Annotated in this window: 13 protein-coding genes and 1 pseudogene; 11 read left to right on the top strand and 3 right to left on the bottom strand. The window is 65.8% G+C overall.

Annotation, left to right across the window (positions count from 1 at the left end):
• Positions 1–225: pseudogene (locus ASF72_RS00275) on the bottom strand (pyridoxal 5'-phosphate synthase lyase subunit PdxS); the annotation flags it as partial.
• 102 nt (positions 226–327) lie between these two features.
• Positions 328–1,008, bottom strand: coding sequence for a GntR family transcriptional regulator (locus tag ASF72_RS00280; RefSeq protein ID WP_056595490.1), 681 nt, complete (start codon positions 1,006–1,008; stop codon positions 328–330).
• A 123-nt stretch (positions 1,009–1,131) separates the two neighbouring features.
• On the opposite strand from ASF72_RS00280, the gene purU reads away from it, so the two are divergent.
• The 4 genes from purU (at position 1,132) to ASF72_RS00300 (ending at position 6,200) form a co-directional block, all read left to right on the top strand.
• Positions 1,132–2,046: a formyltetrahydrofolate deformylase gene (purU, locus tag ASF72_RS00285; protein ID WP_082483851.1), complete on the top strand. Its 915-nt coding sequence runs from the start codon at positions 1,132–1,134 to the stop codon at positions 2,044–2,046.
• 53 nt (positions 2,047–2,099) lie between these two features.
• The gene (locus tag ASF72_RS00290; RefSeq protein WP_056595493.1) at positions 2,100–4,592 is read left to right on the top strand and encodes a GcvT family protein; all 2,493 of its coding nucleotides are present in this window, start codon (positions 2,100–2,102) and stop codon (positions 4,590–4,592) included.
• A 112-nt stretch (positions 4,593–4,704) separates the two neighbouring features.
• Entirely contained in the window at positions 4,705–5,331 is a 627-nt protein-coding gene (locus tag ASF72_RS00295; RefSeq protein WP_056595496.1) for a cyclodeaminase/cyclohydrolase family protein, read from the top strand.
• Positions 5,328–6,200 (top strand): bifunctional 5,10-methylenetetrahydrofolate dehydrogenase/5,10-methenyltetrahydrofolate cyclohydrolase, encoded by an 873-nt coding sequence (locus ASF72_RS00300; protein WP_050687824.1) that lies wholly within the window; start codon positions 5,328–5,330, stop codon positions 6,198–6,200. The genes ASF72_RS00295 and ASF72_RS00300 overlap by 4 nt, the downstream gene beginning before the upstream one ends.
• On the opposite strand, the gene ASF72_RS00305 is transcribed toward ASF72_RS00300, so the two are convergent.
• Positions 6,197–6,847 carry a GntR family transcriptional regulator gene (locus tag ASF72_RS00305; protein WP_056595813.1) on the bottom strand — a complete coding sequence of 217 codons (651 nt, stop codon included), beginning with the start codon at positions 6,845–6,847 and terminating at the stop codon, positions 6,197–6,199. The two genes, ASF72_RS00300 and ASF72_RS00305, sit on opposite strands and share 4 nt — an antisense overlap.
• 217 nt (positions 6,848–7,064) lie before the next feature.
• Between ASF72_RS00305 and ASF72_RS00310 the strand changes: the two genes are divergently transcribed.
• The 7 genes from ASF72_RS00310 (at position 7,065) to ASF72_RS00340 (ending at position 15,571) form a co-directional block, all read left to right on the top strand.
• Positions 7,065–7,925 carry a methylenetetrahydrofolate reductase gene (locus ASF72_RS00310; RefSeq protein ID WP_056595498.1) on the top strand — a complete coding sequence of 287 codons (861 nt, stop codon included), beginning with the start codon at positions 7,065–7,067 and terminating at the stop codon, positions 7,923–7,925.
• Between the two features lie 13 nt (positions 7,926–7,938).
• Entirely contained in the window at positions 7,939–10,266 is a 2,328-nt protein-coding gene (locus ASF72_RS00315; protein ID WP_050687822.1) for an FdhF/YdeP family oxidoreductase, read from the top strand.
• Positions 10,263–10,862, top strand: a complete 600-nt coding sequence (gene folE / locus ASF72_RS00320; RefSeq protein WP_056595501.1) for a GTP cyclohydrolase I FolE — start codon at positions 10,263–10,265, stop codon at positions 10,860–10,862. The genes ASF72_RS00315 and folE overlap by 4 nt, the downstream gene beginning before the upstream one ends.
• Before the next feature lie 230 nt (positions 10,863–11,092).
• Entirely contained in the window at positions 11,093–12,310 is a 1,218-nt protein-coding gene (gene fdhA, locus ASF72_RS00325; protein WP_056595504.1) for a formaldehyde dehydrogenase, glutathione-independent, read from the top strand.
• An 83-nt stretch (positions 12,311–12,393) separates the two neighbouring features.
• On the top strand, positions 12,394–13,671 hold the full coding sequence (locus ASF72_RS00330; RefSeq protein WP_082178366.1) for a molybdopterin molybdotransferase MoeA: 1,278 nt from the start codon (positions 12,394–12,396) through the stop codon (positions 13,669–13,671).
• On the top strand, positions 13,659–14,543 hold the full coding sequence (fdhD, locus tag ASF72_RS00335; RefSeq protein ID WP_056595506.1) for a formate dehydrogenase accessory sulfurtransferase FdhD: 885 nt from the start codon (positions 13,659–13,661) through the stop codon (positions 14,541–14,543). The genes ASF72_RS00330 and fdhD overlap by 13 nt, the downstream gene beginning before the upstream one ends.
• Positions 14,544–14,764: 221 nt before the next feature.
• On the top strand, positions 14,765–15,571 hold the full coding sequence (locus ASF72_RS00340) for an IclR family transcriptional regulator (RefSeq protein WP_056595509.1): 807 nt from the start codon (positions 14,765–14,767) through the stop codon (positions 15,569–15,571).

Below are 15,571 nucleotides of genomic sequence, written 5' to 3' on the forward strand. Positions count from 1 at the left end.
ATCGATGATGGCGTCAATCATGTCGGGATCGGACATGCGGGAGACGCCGCCCTGGGCGCGGATGTCGGCCGGAACGCGTTCCAGGGCCATCACGGCCACGGCACCGGCGTCCTCGGCGATGCGGGCCTGTTCAACGTTGACAACGTCCATGATGACGCCGCCCTTGAGCATCTCGGCCATGCCGCGCTTCACGCGGTTGCTGCCGGTAAGAGGTACACCAACCATGATTTCTCCTGGTCTCGGGTCTAATATCCTTTTGATATATTAGTTCGGAGATCAAGTATCCTACCCGCCAAGAGGGGTGTCAACAGCTTTCCAGGCCCCGGCCTACGCGGCGAAGAGTGCCTGCCGGACAGCATGTTCAAAGCCGCTGACGTGGACGCGCGCCAGCTCGGCCGCCCTGTCCTCATCGCCGTCAATGACGGCAGCCAGGAGGTCCAGGTGCTCGCGGACATGGTGGGAGAGATCCGGCAGCCGGTCAAGGACCATGCACCAGATCCGGGTGGCAAGGTTGTCGTACCGGATCAGGACATCCTCCAGGTGCGGGTTTGCTGCCGCCGCATAGATACCCCGGTGGACACTGGCGTCAAGGCGCAGGGTCTCCACCACCGAGGCGGAGCCCACGTCATAGGCTTCGACCTCGGCCACCACGCTGCGCAGGTGCGCCCGGGTTGCCGGCGACGCCACCCGCGCTGCACGGGCAGCAGCCAGGGGCTCCAGCTGGGCCCGGATCTCGGAGATGAACGCAAGGTCCGTCACTTCCACCCTCGTGGCGAAGGTTCCGCGGCGGGGGTAGGTGACCACCAGGCGGTCCAGCTCGAGGCGCTTCAGGGCCTCCCGCACGGGTGTGCGCCCCACGCCAAGGTCCTTGGCGAGGAGGTCGTCGTTAAGCAGGTCGCCGGGCTTGATATCCAGCATCACCAGGCGGTCCCGGATCTTGGCGTACGCAACGTCCGCCAGCGACGTTCCAACTGTTGCATCCGCAAATGCCAGATATTCAAATGCCACGGCGGCACCCCCTCTTCCCTTGGGCCACGAATGCCTATTGACCGCACCCAATGACCAGTATACGCTAGGTCACAATTCTAATATATCAGTTTAGAACCTAGGAATATATCTGAAGGAGGACCCGTGACCCTCGTGGATACCGGCTCATCTGCAAGCACCCTGACCAAGCCTCATGCAGCATCGGAGACGCCGGTGCAGAAGTTCGTGCTCACACTGTCGTGCGGCGAACGCGCTGGCATCGTGCAGGCAGTCACCACCTTCCTGTTTGAACGCGGCTTCAACATCGACGAGCACCAGCAGTTCGACGACGGCCTGCGCCAGACACTGCACCTCCGCACTGCTTTCTCCCAAACCTCTGCGTACTCGCCGGACCAGCTCGAAGAAGAGTTCCGGCCCATCGCTGAGCGGTTCGACATGAAGTTCAGCTTCCATGACCACACCAAGCAGCGCGTCCTGGTTATGGTCTCAAAGTTTGGCCACTGCCTCAATGACCTGATCTTCCGCTGGCGCGGTGGCAGCCTGGGCGGGGACCTCGTCCTGGTGGTTTCCAACCACGAAACCCACCGGGCAATGGCGGAGGCCGCCGGACTCGAGTTCGTCTACATCCCGGTGACGCCTGACACGAAGGCGGACGCGGAGCGTCAGCTGCTGGACCTGGTGGACGAGCACAACATCGACCTCGTGGTGCTGGCACGCTACATGCAGGTGCTTTCCAACGACCTTTGCCGCTCCCTGGAGGGAAGGGCCATCAACATCCACCATTCCTTCCTCCCCGGCTTCAAGGGCGCCCGGCCTTACCACCAGGCCTACGACCGTGGCGTCAAGCTCGTCGGTGCCACGGCGCACTACGTCACTGCGGACCTGGACGAGGGCCCGATCATCGAGCAGGAAGTCATCCGGGTGGACCACACGTACGGACCCACCACCCTTTCGACCATCGGTCAGGATGCGGAAGCACTGGCCCTGTCCCGCGCCGTGCGCTGGCACTGTGAACACCGCGTGCTGCTGGACCAAACCAGCACCGTGGTATTCCGGTAACCACCAGCAAAACCCGGCATCGCCCACACACGAACATCAGCAGGAGAAACCTCATGGCATCGACGCCTCGCATTGTCATCATCGGAGCTGGAATCGTTGGCACCAACCTCGCCGACGAACTTGTCACCCGGGGGTGGAACAACATCACGGTCCTGGACCAGGGTCCCCTCAACATGCCGGGCGGCTCCACGTCCCACGCCCCCGGCCTGGTCTTCCAGACCAACGCTTCCAAGTCCATGGCACTGTTCGCCAAGTACACCGTGGAGAAGCTCCTTTCCCTCACTGAAGACGGCGTCAGCTGCTTTAACCAGGTGGGCGGCCTGGAAGTGGCCACCACGGAGACCCGCCTGACCGACCTCAAGCGCAAGCTCGGTTATGCCGCTGCCTGGGGCATCGAAGGCAAGATCCTCAGCCGCGCCGAGTGCAAGGAGCTTTACCCCCTGATCAACGACGAGGACATCCTGGGCGGCCTCCACGTTCCCTCCGATGGCCTGGCCAACGCCGCGCGCGCCGTGCAGCTGCTGATCAAGCGGACCGAAGCCGCCGGCGTAACGTACCTGGGCAACACAGAGGTCACCGGCATCGAACAGTCCGGCCAGCGGGTCACGGGCGTCGAGACGCCCGACGGCGTGATCCCGGCTGACATCGTGGTCTCCTGCGCCGGATTCTGGGGCGCAAAGGTCGGCGAACTGATCGGCATGTCGGTCCCGCTCCTTCCCCTGGCCCACCAGTACGTCAAAACCACTCCGGTCCCCGCGCAGGAGGGCCGCAACCCGCTGCCGAACGGCGCCACGCTGCCGATCCTCCGCCACCAGGACCAGGACCTCTACTACCGCGAGCACGGCGACCGCTACGGTATCGGCTCCTACGCCCACCGGCCCATGCCCGTGGACCTGGACGAGCTGGGCAAGTACGAGCCCAGCAGCATCAGCGAACACAACATGCCTTCCCGGCTCGACTTCACCCTCGAGGACTTCCTCCCGGCATGGGAAGCCACCAAGCAGCTGCTTCCTGCCCTGCGGGAAAGCGAAATCGAAGACGGCTTCAACGGCATCTTCTCATTCACCCCCGACGGCGGTTCGCTGGTGGGCGAGTCGAAGGAACTGGACGGCTTCTTCGTCGCCGAAGCCGTGTGGGTAACCCACTCCGCCGGCATCGCCCGCGCCGTGGCCGAACTGCTGACCACCGGCAAGTCCTCCATCGACCTCGGTGACTGCGACATCCACCGCTTCGAAGAGGTCCAGCTGACCCCCGAATACGTCAGTGAAACCTCCCAGCAGAACTTCGTGGAAATCTACGACGTCCTGCACCCGCTGCAGCCCAAGCTTTCCCCGCGCAACCTCCGGGTGAGCCCGTTCCACGCCAGGCACAAGGCCCTGGGCGGAGTCTTCCTCGAAGGCGCCGGCTGGGAGCGTCCCTACTGGTTCGAAGCCAACGCCGACCTCCTCAAGGAGATGCCTGCCGATTGGCAGCCGCCGGCCCGCGACGCCTGGTCGGCCATGTTCAGCTCACCCATCGCCGCCGCGGAAGCGTGGAAGACCCGTACGGCAGTGGCCATGTACGACATGACCCCGCTCAAGCGCCTCGAGGTCTCCGGCCCCGGAGCCATGAAGCTGCTGCAGGAGCTGACCACCGCCGACATGTCCAAGAAGCCCGGCGCCGTCACCTACACCCTCCTGCTGGACCACGCCGGTGGCGTCCGAAGCGACATCACCGTGGCCCGTTTGAGCGAAGACACGTTCCAGCTCGGCGCCAACGGAAACATTGACACCGCCTACTTCGAGCGGGCCGCCCGCCACCAGACCGAAAACGGCACGGCCAGCGACTGGGTCCAGGTCCGCGACACCACCGGCGGGACCTGCTGCATCGGCCTCTGGGGCCCCCTCGCCCGGGACCTCATCGGCACCGTCAGCAACGACGACTTCTCCAACGACGGCCTGCGCTACTTCCGGTCCAAGAAGGTCGTCATCGGCGGCGTCACCGTCACCGCCATGCGCCTGTCCTACGTTGGCGAACTGGGCTGGGAACTGTACACCAGCGCAGACAACGGCCAGCGCCTCTGGGACGCTCTGTGGAAGGCTGGCCAGCCGTTCGGCGTCATCGCCGCAGGCCGCGCCGCGTTCAGCTCACTGCGCCTGGAAAAGGGCTACCGCTCATGGGGCACCGACATGACCACCGAGCACGATCCCTACGAAGCCGGCCTTGGCTTCGCCGTGAAGATGACCAAGGACGACTTCGTCGGAAAGGCCGCGCTGGAAGGCCGCTCCGAGGAGAGCTCCACCCGCCGGCTCCGCTGCCTGACCGTCGACGACGGACGCAGCATTGTGCTGGGCAAGGAACCGGTGTTCTACAAGGACCAGGCAGTTGGCTACGTCACCAGCGCGGCCTACGGCTACACCGTTGCCAAGCCAATCGCCTACGCCTACCTGCCGGCTGCGGTGTCCGTGGGAGACGCCGTGGAAATTGAGTACTTCGGCCGGCGTATCCAGGCCACCGTTACGGCTGATCCGCTGTACGACCCCACCATGTCCAGGCTCCGCGGCTAACAGTCCGCAGGGCCATCCACCAGGGACGCGGCGCGGACCCTCCCCTCGCAACCGGGGTCCGCGCCGCGTCCCTTCCCTTCGGGCATACCCAGCCCCAGCCAGGAACGGACCCATGATCAGTTCAGAAACAATCTCCGATTATCTCGCCAGGCTTGCGGCCCGCCAGCCGACTCCCGGCGGAGGCGCAGCAGCGGCACTTCACGCTGCCCAGGGCGCCGCGCTGGTCGCCATGGTTGGCCGCTACACCACCGGCGGCAAGTACGAGCAGCACGCCGGGACCGTGCAGCGCATCATCGAAGTTGCCGACCGGCTCCGCGATGAGGCCCTGCACCTTGCCGACGCCGACGAGGTCGCCTTCCAGGGCGTCATTGACGCCTACAAGCTCCCCACCGATACCGAGGCACTCAAAACCGCGAAGGCGGCGGGAATCCGGGACGCCCTCGTCCGGGCTGCCCGGACCCCCGCGCAGCTCATTACGCTCGCCGGAGAAGTGGTGGACCTTGCAGCCGAACTGTTCGAGGTAGCCAACGCCAGCGTCATCAGCGACATCGCCGCCGCTGCCGACGCCGCACGGGCAGCCGCAACAACCGCCCGCATCAACATCGACATCAACGTCGTGGCCATCAAGGACCCCGGGGTGCGCACGGCGCTGTCGGAACAAACAGACGGACTCGAAGAAAAGACCGTCCTGGCCGCGGACAGGCTCGTGGCACGCGTCCGCGAAAGGATCCTCAGTTGAACACTGCATTGCTCTCCGGGAAGAGCCTGGCCGGGCTGATCAAGCAGCGGGCCCAGGACGAAGCCCGCGCCCTGGAAAACGACGGCCTGCACCCTGCCCTCGCTGTTGTGGTGGCCACGGACGACGAATCAACGCACTGGTACGTCCGGTCCATTGAGCGGGCAGCGGAACGCGCCGGCGTCGGCTGCCGGATCATTGACCTGGGCCACGACGCCACCGAGCAGGCACTGGCCAGCGTGCTGGGGGACTTGAGCTCTGAGCCGTCCGTCAACGGCATCATCCTGCAGACCCCCCTGCCCCGGGGCGTCCGGATCGATGAGCTGGTGGGCCTGATCGCCCCGGAGAAGGACATCGACGGTGCGAACCCCTTGAGCCTGGGCCGCCTGGCCGTAGGCCAGCCGGCGTTCGCTCCTGCCACCGCACGCGCCGTGGTGGAGATCCTTGACCACTACGACATCCCCGTGGCGGGGCGGAACGTTGTTGTGGTTGGCCGTTCCGCTGTGGTGGGAAAGCCGCTGGCCCTGCTGCTGCTCGAAAGGGACGCCGCCATCACGGTGTGCCACTCGAAGTCGGGTCCTTTGGAGACGTACACCAGGGCCGCTGACATCGTGGTGGTCGCCGCCGGACGGACGGGCCTGCTGACCGGCGGCCACGTGTCTGCCAAGGCAGTAGTGATCGACGTCGGGACCAACGTCCTGGCCGACGGATCCCTGGTGGGCGATGTGGATGAAACAAGCGTCCGGGGCGTCGCAGCTGCGCTGACTCCCGTTCCCGGGGGCGTCGGCTCCGTCACCACGGCGCTGCTGCTGCTGCACACTGCAGAGGCCGCCCGGGCGCAGTCACTGGCCGGCCGGCTTCCCGTGGGTTAGAGGACCGCCCGGATCAGGTTCTCGAATTCAGAGACGTGCTTGGCGGTCAGCCGGGCAGAGGCTTCAACGTCTCCATCGGCGATGCATTCAAGCAGCTCGATGTGTTGGGCAATGTGTTCCGAGACCGGAGGCAGCTTTTCCAGGACGAGGCTCCAGATCCTGGTGGCCAGGTTGTCGTAGCGGATCAGGACGTCTTCCAGGTGCCGGCTCCCCGCCGCCCGGTAGATGGTCCGGTGGACCCTCATGTCCAGGCGCATAAGGTCCCGCTGCGCCAACCGGCCGGCCAGGAGCTGGTCCACCTCCCGGGCGAACTCCTTCAGTTCCTGCTTCACCCTGGGCGAGGCCACCCGCGCGGCCCGCGCCGCTGCGGCTGGTTCCAGCAGCTGACGGATCTCGGAGATTTCGGCCATGTCCGTAATATCCACTCCGGAGGCGAACGTCCCCCGGCGAGGGTAAGCCACCACCAGGTGATCGCCTTCCAGCCGTTTCATGGCTTCCCGGATCGGCGTGCGGCCAACACCGAGCCGCCGGGAGATAACGTCGTCGTTGAGCGGCTCTCCCGGCTTGATGTCCAGGACGATCAGTTCATCGCAAAGAACCCGGTAGGCGTAGTCGGCAAAAGTCTCGTCGTCCTGGCGTGGCGGCACCTCAGCGCCGCCGGTTTCGACGGGTAGTCCGCTGCTGCTGTTCACGTTCAGGTCCCTTCGACCGTATGACGGAGCCTTGACTGGGACGCTCCAGGAACATAGTATTCCCAGATCTAATATATCAATAAATCCGGATAGAAATGTCAGGATTGCCTTTGCAAATGTGCCGGTTGCCGCACACTGGAGGCAGCCCAGGTCCACCAAAGAACGGAGAACGATGAGCCACGGAGCTGTGCCGCAGGTGCGGCTGGAAGTCGTTCCCTCTGCCGACCTGCTGGAGCGGCTCCCCGCCGTTTTCGGAGCGCCCGGTTTGGTCAGCGTGACATGCCTTCCGCACCACGGCCCCGAGCGGACCGTCGCGGCGTCAATCGAGCTCGCCGCGCACGGCTACCGGACGGTGCCCCATCTCGCTGCGCGGAGCATCACCAGCCATGACGGACTGACCGGGATGCTGGAGCAGTTGCAGGCCGCCGGGATCCAGGACTTGTTCGCTGTTGCCGGCGACCGCCGGAGCCCTGCCGGTCCTTACGCGTGGAGCGGGCAGCTTCTCGAAGCCATCAAGGCCTTTTCACCTGACATGTCCGTGGGCATCGCCGGCTACCCCGAGGGCCACCCCGGGCTCAGCGCGGACCAGCTGAAGCACAGCCTTGAAGCCAAGGCGCCCCTGGCCTCCTGCATGGTCACGCAGATGTGCTTCTCCGCGAAGACCATCGGCCAGTACTTCAGGACGCTCCGCAGCAGCGGAATCGAGCTGCCTGTCTGGGTGGGCGTACCGGGCCCGGTTTCCACCAAAAAGCTCCTGACCATGGGCGCACGCCTGGGGGTGGGCCGCTCCCTCAAGCTGGCCCGCGGGACCGGCATGGCCCGCGCACTGTGGAAGCGGCATGACCTCCTGCACTATGACAGTTCCCAACTGATCCGCGACGTCCACCGGGAACTGGCAGGGGACCCCTTGTTTGCCGGCTTCAATGTGTACGCCTTTAACGACTTCCACAATCTGCCCGGACTCCTCCAGGGCGCTCCCCTGGCTTTGCCGACCGGCACGGCCCCCGACCCGATTTTTCCCGCCCGGACCTGAAGGGATAGTCCACATGGCTTCGAAGGCCCCCCGCGACAACATCGATGAGTCAAAGCTGACTCTGACCAAACCCAAAAAAACGGCAGTCGGCATACCCGCCGTCGCCAACGCCCTGAAAATTTCGCTCCAGCAGATGGGACCGCTGCGCAGCGTGCAGACGCTGCTTGCCGTGAACCAGGTGGACGGCTTCGACTGCATGGGCTGCGCGTGGCCTGAACACGAGAAACGCAATGCTGCCGAGTTCTGCGAAAACGGCGCCAAAGCTGTGGCAGAAGAGGGTACCCGCCGGCGCGTCACCCCGGAGTTCTTCGCCCAGCACTCGATCGCCAGCCTGAAGGAACGCGACGACTACTGGCTGGGCCAGCAGGGCCGCCTGACCCACCCGATGTTCCTGGATGCGGGTGCCACCCACTACCGGCCCATCGCATGGGACGAAGCCTACGACCTGGTGGCCCAGGAACTGAGGGACATGGACAACCCCGACCAGGCGGTGTTTTACACCTCCGGCCGGACTTCGAATGAAGCAGCGTTCGCGTACCAGCTCCTGGTGCGCGGGCTGGGCACCAACAACCTGCCGGACTGTTCCAACATGTGCCACGAGTCCTCCGGCTCGGCCCTCGTTGAAACCATCGGGATCGGCAAGGGTTCCGTCAGCCTGCACGACCTGGAGACAGCGTCGCTGATTTTTGTGGCCGGCCAGAATCCGGGGACCAACCACCCGCGGATGCTCAGCGCACTGGAGAAGGCGAAGAAAAACGGCGCGTACATCATCTCCGTCAACCCGCTCCCCGAGGCAGGCCTGCTGCACTTCGAAAACCCGCAGCACGTCTCCGGCATGGTCAAGGGCATCCAGCTGACGGACGACTTCCTGCAGATCCGGGCCGGCGGTGACCAGGCCCTGTTCCAGGGGCTGGGCAAGTACCTCCTCGAGGCCGAGGCGCAGGGCCGGAACACCCCCGGCCTGTCCACCGTCCTGGACCACGGATTCATCAATGACCACACGGTGGGCCTTGATGATTACCTGCGATACCTCGAAAAGGCCGAATGGGATGACATCGTTGAGGCCACCGGGCTGACACTGGAGCAGATCCACGCGGCCGGCGAGCGGCTCCTGGCCTCCAGCGCCACGATCGTCTGCTGGGCCATGGGCCTGACGCAGCACAAGCATTCCGTCCCCACCCTCAAGGATGTCGTCAACGTCCTGCTGCTCCAGGGCAACATCGGCAAGCCCGGCGCCGGAGTGTGCCCGGTCCGTGGCCATTCGAACGTCCAAGGCGACCGCACCATGGGCATCTTCGAGAAGATGCCGGAGGCATTCCACGACCGGCTGGACCACGAGTTCGGGTTCCGCTCCCCCCGGGAACACGGCTTTGATACCGTGGCAGCCATCCGTGCCATGCGCGACGGCAAAGTCCGCGTGTTTGTGGGAATGGGTGGCAACTTTGTCAGGGCAGCGCCGGATTCCGAGGTCACGGAGCAGGCCCTGGCCAACACACGCCTGACCGTACAGATCTCCACCAAACTGAACCACTCCCATGTGTCCACGGGCCAGCGGGCCCTGATCTTGCCGACCCTTGGGCGCACGGAAAAAGACACCCAGGCCACCGGCGACCAGCGGGTCACCGTGGAGGATTCCATGAGCGCCGTCCACGCCTCGCGCGGACGCATCAAGCCTGCCAGCGAGCATCTCCACTCCGAGGTGGCGATTGTCTGCAACCTCGCCGCGAAACTCTTCACCGACAGCAACAACATCCCGCTGCCCAACACCCCCAAAGCCGCTTGGCTTTCGCTCCGGGACGATTACACCCTGATCCGGAAGCACATCGAAGCCGTCTTTGACGGTTTCGAGGACTTCGAGGCACGGATCCAGCATCCGGGCGGGTTCGTCCTGCCGCACCCGCCCCGGGATGCCAGGAAGTTCGACACTGCCTCCGGCAAGGCGCACTTCACGGGCAATGAACTGGAGTACCTCAAGGTCCCCGAGGGCCGGCTTATCCTTCAGACACTGCGCTCACACGACCAGTACAACACCACCATCTACGGCAAGGACGACCGCTACCGCGGGATCCATGGCGGCCGGCGCGTGGTCCTGGTCAACGAAAACGACATCACAGAGCTGGGCTTCGCTGACGGCGAGATGGTCCACCTGATCTCCGAATTCCAGGGCATCGAGCGCCGCGCGGAGAACTTCCGCATCGTTTCGTATTCCACCCCCAAGGGGTGCGCGGCCGCCTACTATCCCGAAACCAACGTCCTGGTGCCGCTGGAATCGGTGGCGGACACCAGCGGAACCCCCACGTCCAAGTCGGTCGTCGTCCGCCTCGAAAGGGCCGGACAATGAGCGCCGACACGGCGACGGCCCTGCCCACCAAGGGCGTGGACCTGGTCCGCGCGGAACGGGCCATCCGCGAATACCTGCTGGCCATCGGCGAGGACCCTGACAGGCCCGGCCTGGTGGACACACCTGCCCGGGTGGCCCGGGCGGCAGGGGAAATGTTTGGCGGCCTCCACGAGGATCCCCTGGCCGTGCTGGATAAAACCTTCGACCTTGGCCATGGCGAAATGGTCATCGTCAAGGACATTCCCTTCTACTCAACCTGCGAGCATCACCTGGTGCCCTTCCACGGGGTGGCCCATGTTGGCTACATCCCGTCGGCGGAGGGGCTGGTTACGGGGCTGAGCAAGCTGGCCAGGCTGGTTGACGTCTACGCCCGCAGGCCGCAGGTCCAGGAGCGGCTCACCACCCAGGTGGTGGATGCCCTGGTGACTTCGCTGCGGCCCCTCGGGGCGATCGCCGTGGTGGAATGCGAACATCTCTGCATGTCGATGCGGGGAATCCGCAAACCGGGTGCCAAGACGATCACTTCCGCCGTGCGCGGCGAACTGCGGCTTCCGGCAGCCCGGGCTGAGGCGCTCAGCCTGATCCACGGCCGGTAGGAACCTCTGGACAGGCCTTCACGGCCGCCATAGTATGTAACTGATATATCTATTCGGTACTTCTCGAAATACCAGCATCCCAGTGATGGGCCGCCTCGTTCCCGTGAACGATGCTTCGACGTTACGGCGCTACGGCGCCTGAAACCTGGGGAGGTGACCGTCGAAGCATCGCTTTCGGGCACGAGGCGGCACATCCCGCCCCCGCACCACGCCTGCCCAAAGGAGCGCACATGCCAGGAAACAGAGCCGTCGCTTTTCAGGAACCTGGCATCGTCGAGATCATCGATACCGACTACCCAACGCTTGAACTCAGGGACGGGCCCGGCGTCAACCCTGCCAACGTGGGCCGCAAGGTCCCGCACGGAGCCATCCTGCGCACCGTGACCACCAACATCTGCGGCTCGGACCAGCACATGGTCCGCGGCCGCACTACGGCCCCACGGGACCTGGTGCTTGGCCACGAGATCACGGGGGAAGTCATCGAGGTGGGTCCCGACGTTGAGTTCATCAAGGTCGGCGACATCGTCTCGGTCCCCTTCAACATCTCCTGTGGCCGCTGCCGGAACTGTAAAGAGGGCAAAACCGGGATCTGCCTGAACGTGAACCCGGACCGTCCCGGCTCCGCCTACGGATATGTGGACATGGGCGGCTGGGTGGGCGGCCAGGCCGAATACGTCCTGGTCCCTTACGCCGACTGGAACCTGCTGCGGTTCCCGGACCGGGACCAGGCCCTGGAAAAAATCATGGACCTGACCATGCTCTCCGACATCTTCCCCACCGGCTTCCACGGCGCCGTCACCGCCGGGGTCGGCGTCGGCTCCACCGTTTACGTCGCCGGCGCCGGACCCGTAGGCCTTGCCACGGCAGCGAGCGCCCAGCTCCTCGGTGCCGCAGTGGTCATTGTCGGCGACATGAACGAGAAACGCCTGGCCCAGGCCCGGTCCTTCGGCTGCGAAACCGTCAACGTCACCAAAGGGGACCCGAAGGACCAGGTCGAGCAGCTCCTTGGCATCCCGGAGGTGGACTGCGGCGTGGATGCCGTTGGCTTCGAGGCCCGCGGCCACGGCCGGGATGCATCCCACGAAGCCCCAGCCACCGTGCTGAATTCCCTGATGGACCTCACCGCAGCCGGCGGCTCCCTGGGCATCCCCGGCCTCTACGTCACCGGCGATCCGGGCGGCATCGACGAGTCCGCCCAGCGCGGTTCCCTCTCGCTGTCCCTGGGCACCGGGTGGGCCAAGTCGCTGTCCTTCACCACCGGCCAGTGTCCCGTGATGAAGTACAACCGCCAGCTGATGACGGCCATCCTGCACAACAGGGTCCAGATCGCCAAGGCCGTCAACGCCAAGGCCATTCCGCTCGAAGAGGCGGCCCGCGGGTACGCGGAATTCGACGCCGGTGCAGCAACCAAGTTCGTCCTGAACCCCAACGGCTACGTCAAGGCCTGACACGCGGTGCGGATCGTCCGCAGCAGCAGTGCCACGCACCACCACATCCCCAGCGCATCACAATATCCAGGAAGGCGGCATGGATGCTCACCCATGACCTCCCCGTCGACATCGGCGCTTTCCAGCAGCCGGCAGCCCCGGCCGCGTCCCCAGGGTGGACCGAGGCACGCCGGTTGGCCTTCGAGTGCGCAATCCCATTGGCGCCGGTGGACGTACCCCTCGTGGCGGCAACCGGGCGCACCCTGACCCGCGCCGTCACCGCCCTGCAAAGCCTCCCCCACTACGCCTCGTCCGCCATGGACGGCTGGGCCGTGAACGGCACCGGCCCGTGGATCCTTACCGGACCAGGGCAGCACCTGTCAGTGGGCCAGGCTTCTGTTATCGCCACCGGCGGGCTGGTACCCGGCGGCGCCGAGGCCATCCTCCGCAAGGAGAGCGGCCAGGTGTTCCTGGCTGCTGCCGGCAAGCCGGTCCTCTCGCTCAATGCCGACGCGAAGCCCGGCGAACCACGGCGCGCCCAGCACATCCGTCCCGCAGGGGAGGAGGCCACTGCGGGTGAAGTGCTCATCCCGCGCGGCACCGTGCTCAACCCCGCGCACGTGGCCTTGGCCGCGGTAGCAGGCCACGACACAGTCCAGGTCCAGGCCAAACCGTCGGTCGCCGTCGTGCTGACCGGATCCGAGGTGATCACCTCCGGCGTGCCCGCGCCGGGCCAGGTCAGGGACACCTTCGGTCCGCAGCTGGGAACGATCGTTTCCATGCTGGGCGGCACTCCCGGAGATCCGCTCAGGATCGGGGACTCCTGCAACGAGTGGCTCGCAGCCCTTGGCGCTCCTGCTTCCGCCGGAAAACCAGCGGACGTCACCATCACCACCGGCGGAACCGGCCGGTCGGCCACTGACCACTTCCGGGCCGCTGTGGCCGCGCTCGGCGGCCGGCTGCTGCTGGACGGCGTGGCCATGCGACCGGGCCACCCGGCAGTTCTCGCGGAGCTCCCGGACGGACGATTCATCGTTGGGCTGCCCGGAAACCCGTTGGCCGCCCTGATGGCCCTCCTCAGCATCGGCGCCCCGCTCCTGGCTGCCTTGGGAAACATGCCCCTGCCGGCACTTGACCAGGTGGTCTCCGGCAACGACATCGAACCCGCGCCGGGCCGGACCCGGCTCCTGCCCTGCAAAATGATCCAGGGGCTGGCCTTCCCCACGGAGCACACAGGCTCGGGCATGATGCGGGGCCTGGCCAGGGCCGACGGTGTGCTGGTGGTCCCACCTGCCGGGGTCGATTCGGGCGGCCCGGTTCCTTACCTCCCGCTCCCCTGGAGCCCGGACCAGCGACGACAGGATACGCCTTGGCACGCATGACCCAGCGCCGGAGGATCCACCGCTTCCGGGTGGACAGCAGCGGCACCGAATACCCCGTCCGGTTCACGGAGGACGTGCTGGCGGCCGAGGAACCCCTGGAAATACGGGTGGGCGGCCGTTCCTTCTCCGTCACCATGCGGACCCCAGGGGATGATTTTGACCTGGTGGCCGGATTCCTGGTCTCCGAAGGCATCATCCGCCGGCAGGACGAGCTGATCTCCCTCCGCTTCTGCGCAGGCGAAACCGAAGGCAGGCAGACGTTCAACGTGGTCGAAGCCCAGTTGCGGCCTGACGTGCCGATGCCGGACACCATGCGCCACGTGTATACCTCGAGCTCCTGCGGCATCTGCGGCACCGATTCCATTGAGGCCGTCCGTAAGACCATCCACTTCGACGCCGCGCAGGACCCGTTCCGGATTCCCGTGGACGTCCTCGCGGAACTTCCCGACCGGCTGCGCGAGTCGCAGGCGCTGTTCGAGAAGACCGGCGGCGTCCATGCCGCGGGGTTGTTCCGGGTGGATGAGGCAGGACAGCCCGAACTGCTGTGCCTTCGGGAAGACGTGGGCCGGCACAACGCCGTGGACAAGGTGGTGGGCTGGGCCCTGCGGCAGGACATGCTGCCCCTGCGCGGGACCGTGCTGCAGGTTTCCGGACGGGCCTCCTTCGAACTGGTCCAGAAAGCCGCCCTGGCCGGCATTCCCGTGCTGGCCGCCGTGAGCGCCCCCTCGAGCCTGGCCGTGGACCTGGCCGCTGAGACCGGCCTGACCCTGGTCGGCTTCAGCAGGGGAACCAGCCTGAACGTCTACGCCGGCCGGGACCGGCTGGCACGTCCGCGCCAACCGGCAGGCGTGGTAACCCACGCCGGACTTTGACGTGGTGCCGGCCCACCCCGGTGGGGCGTTGCGTCCGGAAGGGCATCCCCGCCCGGGGGTGCCCTTCCGCCTTTTAAGCCCAGGAACCCGTGGGGGAAGGCCGCCGCTCCGCCAAAAGAAGCCGCAAAAGTCCGGCACCTGAGTCGGACTAGGATGAGGAAGAAGAGGCAGCATCAGGCTTCCGGCCCGGCGCCTGACATGGCAAAACGACACGAGGCATCATGGCCGCACGCAATGACCCCGATACCGAAAAGGACGCCGACTCACAAGGCGGGGGCGTCCAGTCCGTCGACCGCGCCCTGCAGATCCTGGAAATCCTTGCCAGGCAAGGTGACGCCGGCGTTACCGAGATCGCCGAGCAAATGGGCATCCACAAGTCAACGGTCTCAAGGCTGGTTGGGTCACTGGTGGGCCGGGAAATGGTCCGCCAGAACAGCGAGCGCGGGAAGTACCAGCTGGGCTTTGGCATCCTGCGGCTGGCAGCCTCCATTCCCGGGCGGCTCAGCCTGGTGCACGAGGCCGGGTCCATCCTGGAAAAACTCGCCGCGGACCACAAGGAAACGGTGAATCTGGCCGTGCTGCGCTCCAACTATGCCGTCAACGTGGACCAGGCCATGGGGCCGTCAACCCTCGCCACCTACGACTGGGTGGGCAGCCTGACACCCCTGCATGCCACCTCAAGCGGCAAGGTCCTGCTCGCCGGCCTCTCCGCGGATGAGCGGGAGCAAATATTAAGGACGGTGGGCCTGTCAGCCCGTACGCCGCTCACCATCACCAACCGCGCGGAACTGGAAAAGCAACTGCTGGGGGTCTCCCGCAACGGCTACGCGGTGGTTCATGAAGAGTTCGAACTTGGCCTGACCGCCATGGCCGTGCCCGTCTACAACCACGTAGGCAAGGTCATCGCAGCCCTGAGCATCTCCGGCCCGGCGTTCCGGTTTATGCCGGAGGACGACCCCGCGCTCATTGCGGACCTGCGGGAAGCCGGCCTGGCCATCAGCGCGAAGATGGGCTTCAGCCCCCGCTGA

Origin of the sequence: Arthrobacter sp. Leaf141, from assembly GCF_001424565.1 — a bacterium.
Classification (GTDB): domain Bacteria; phylum Actinomycetota; class Actinomycetes; order Actinomycetales; family Micrococcaceae; genus Arthrobacter.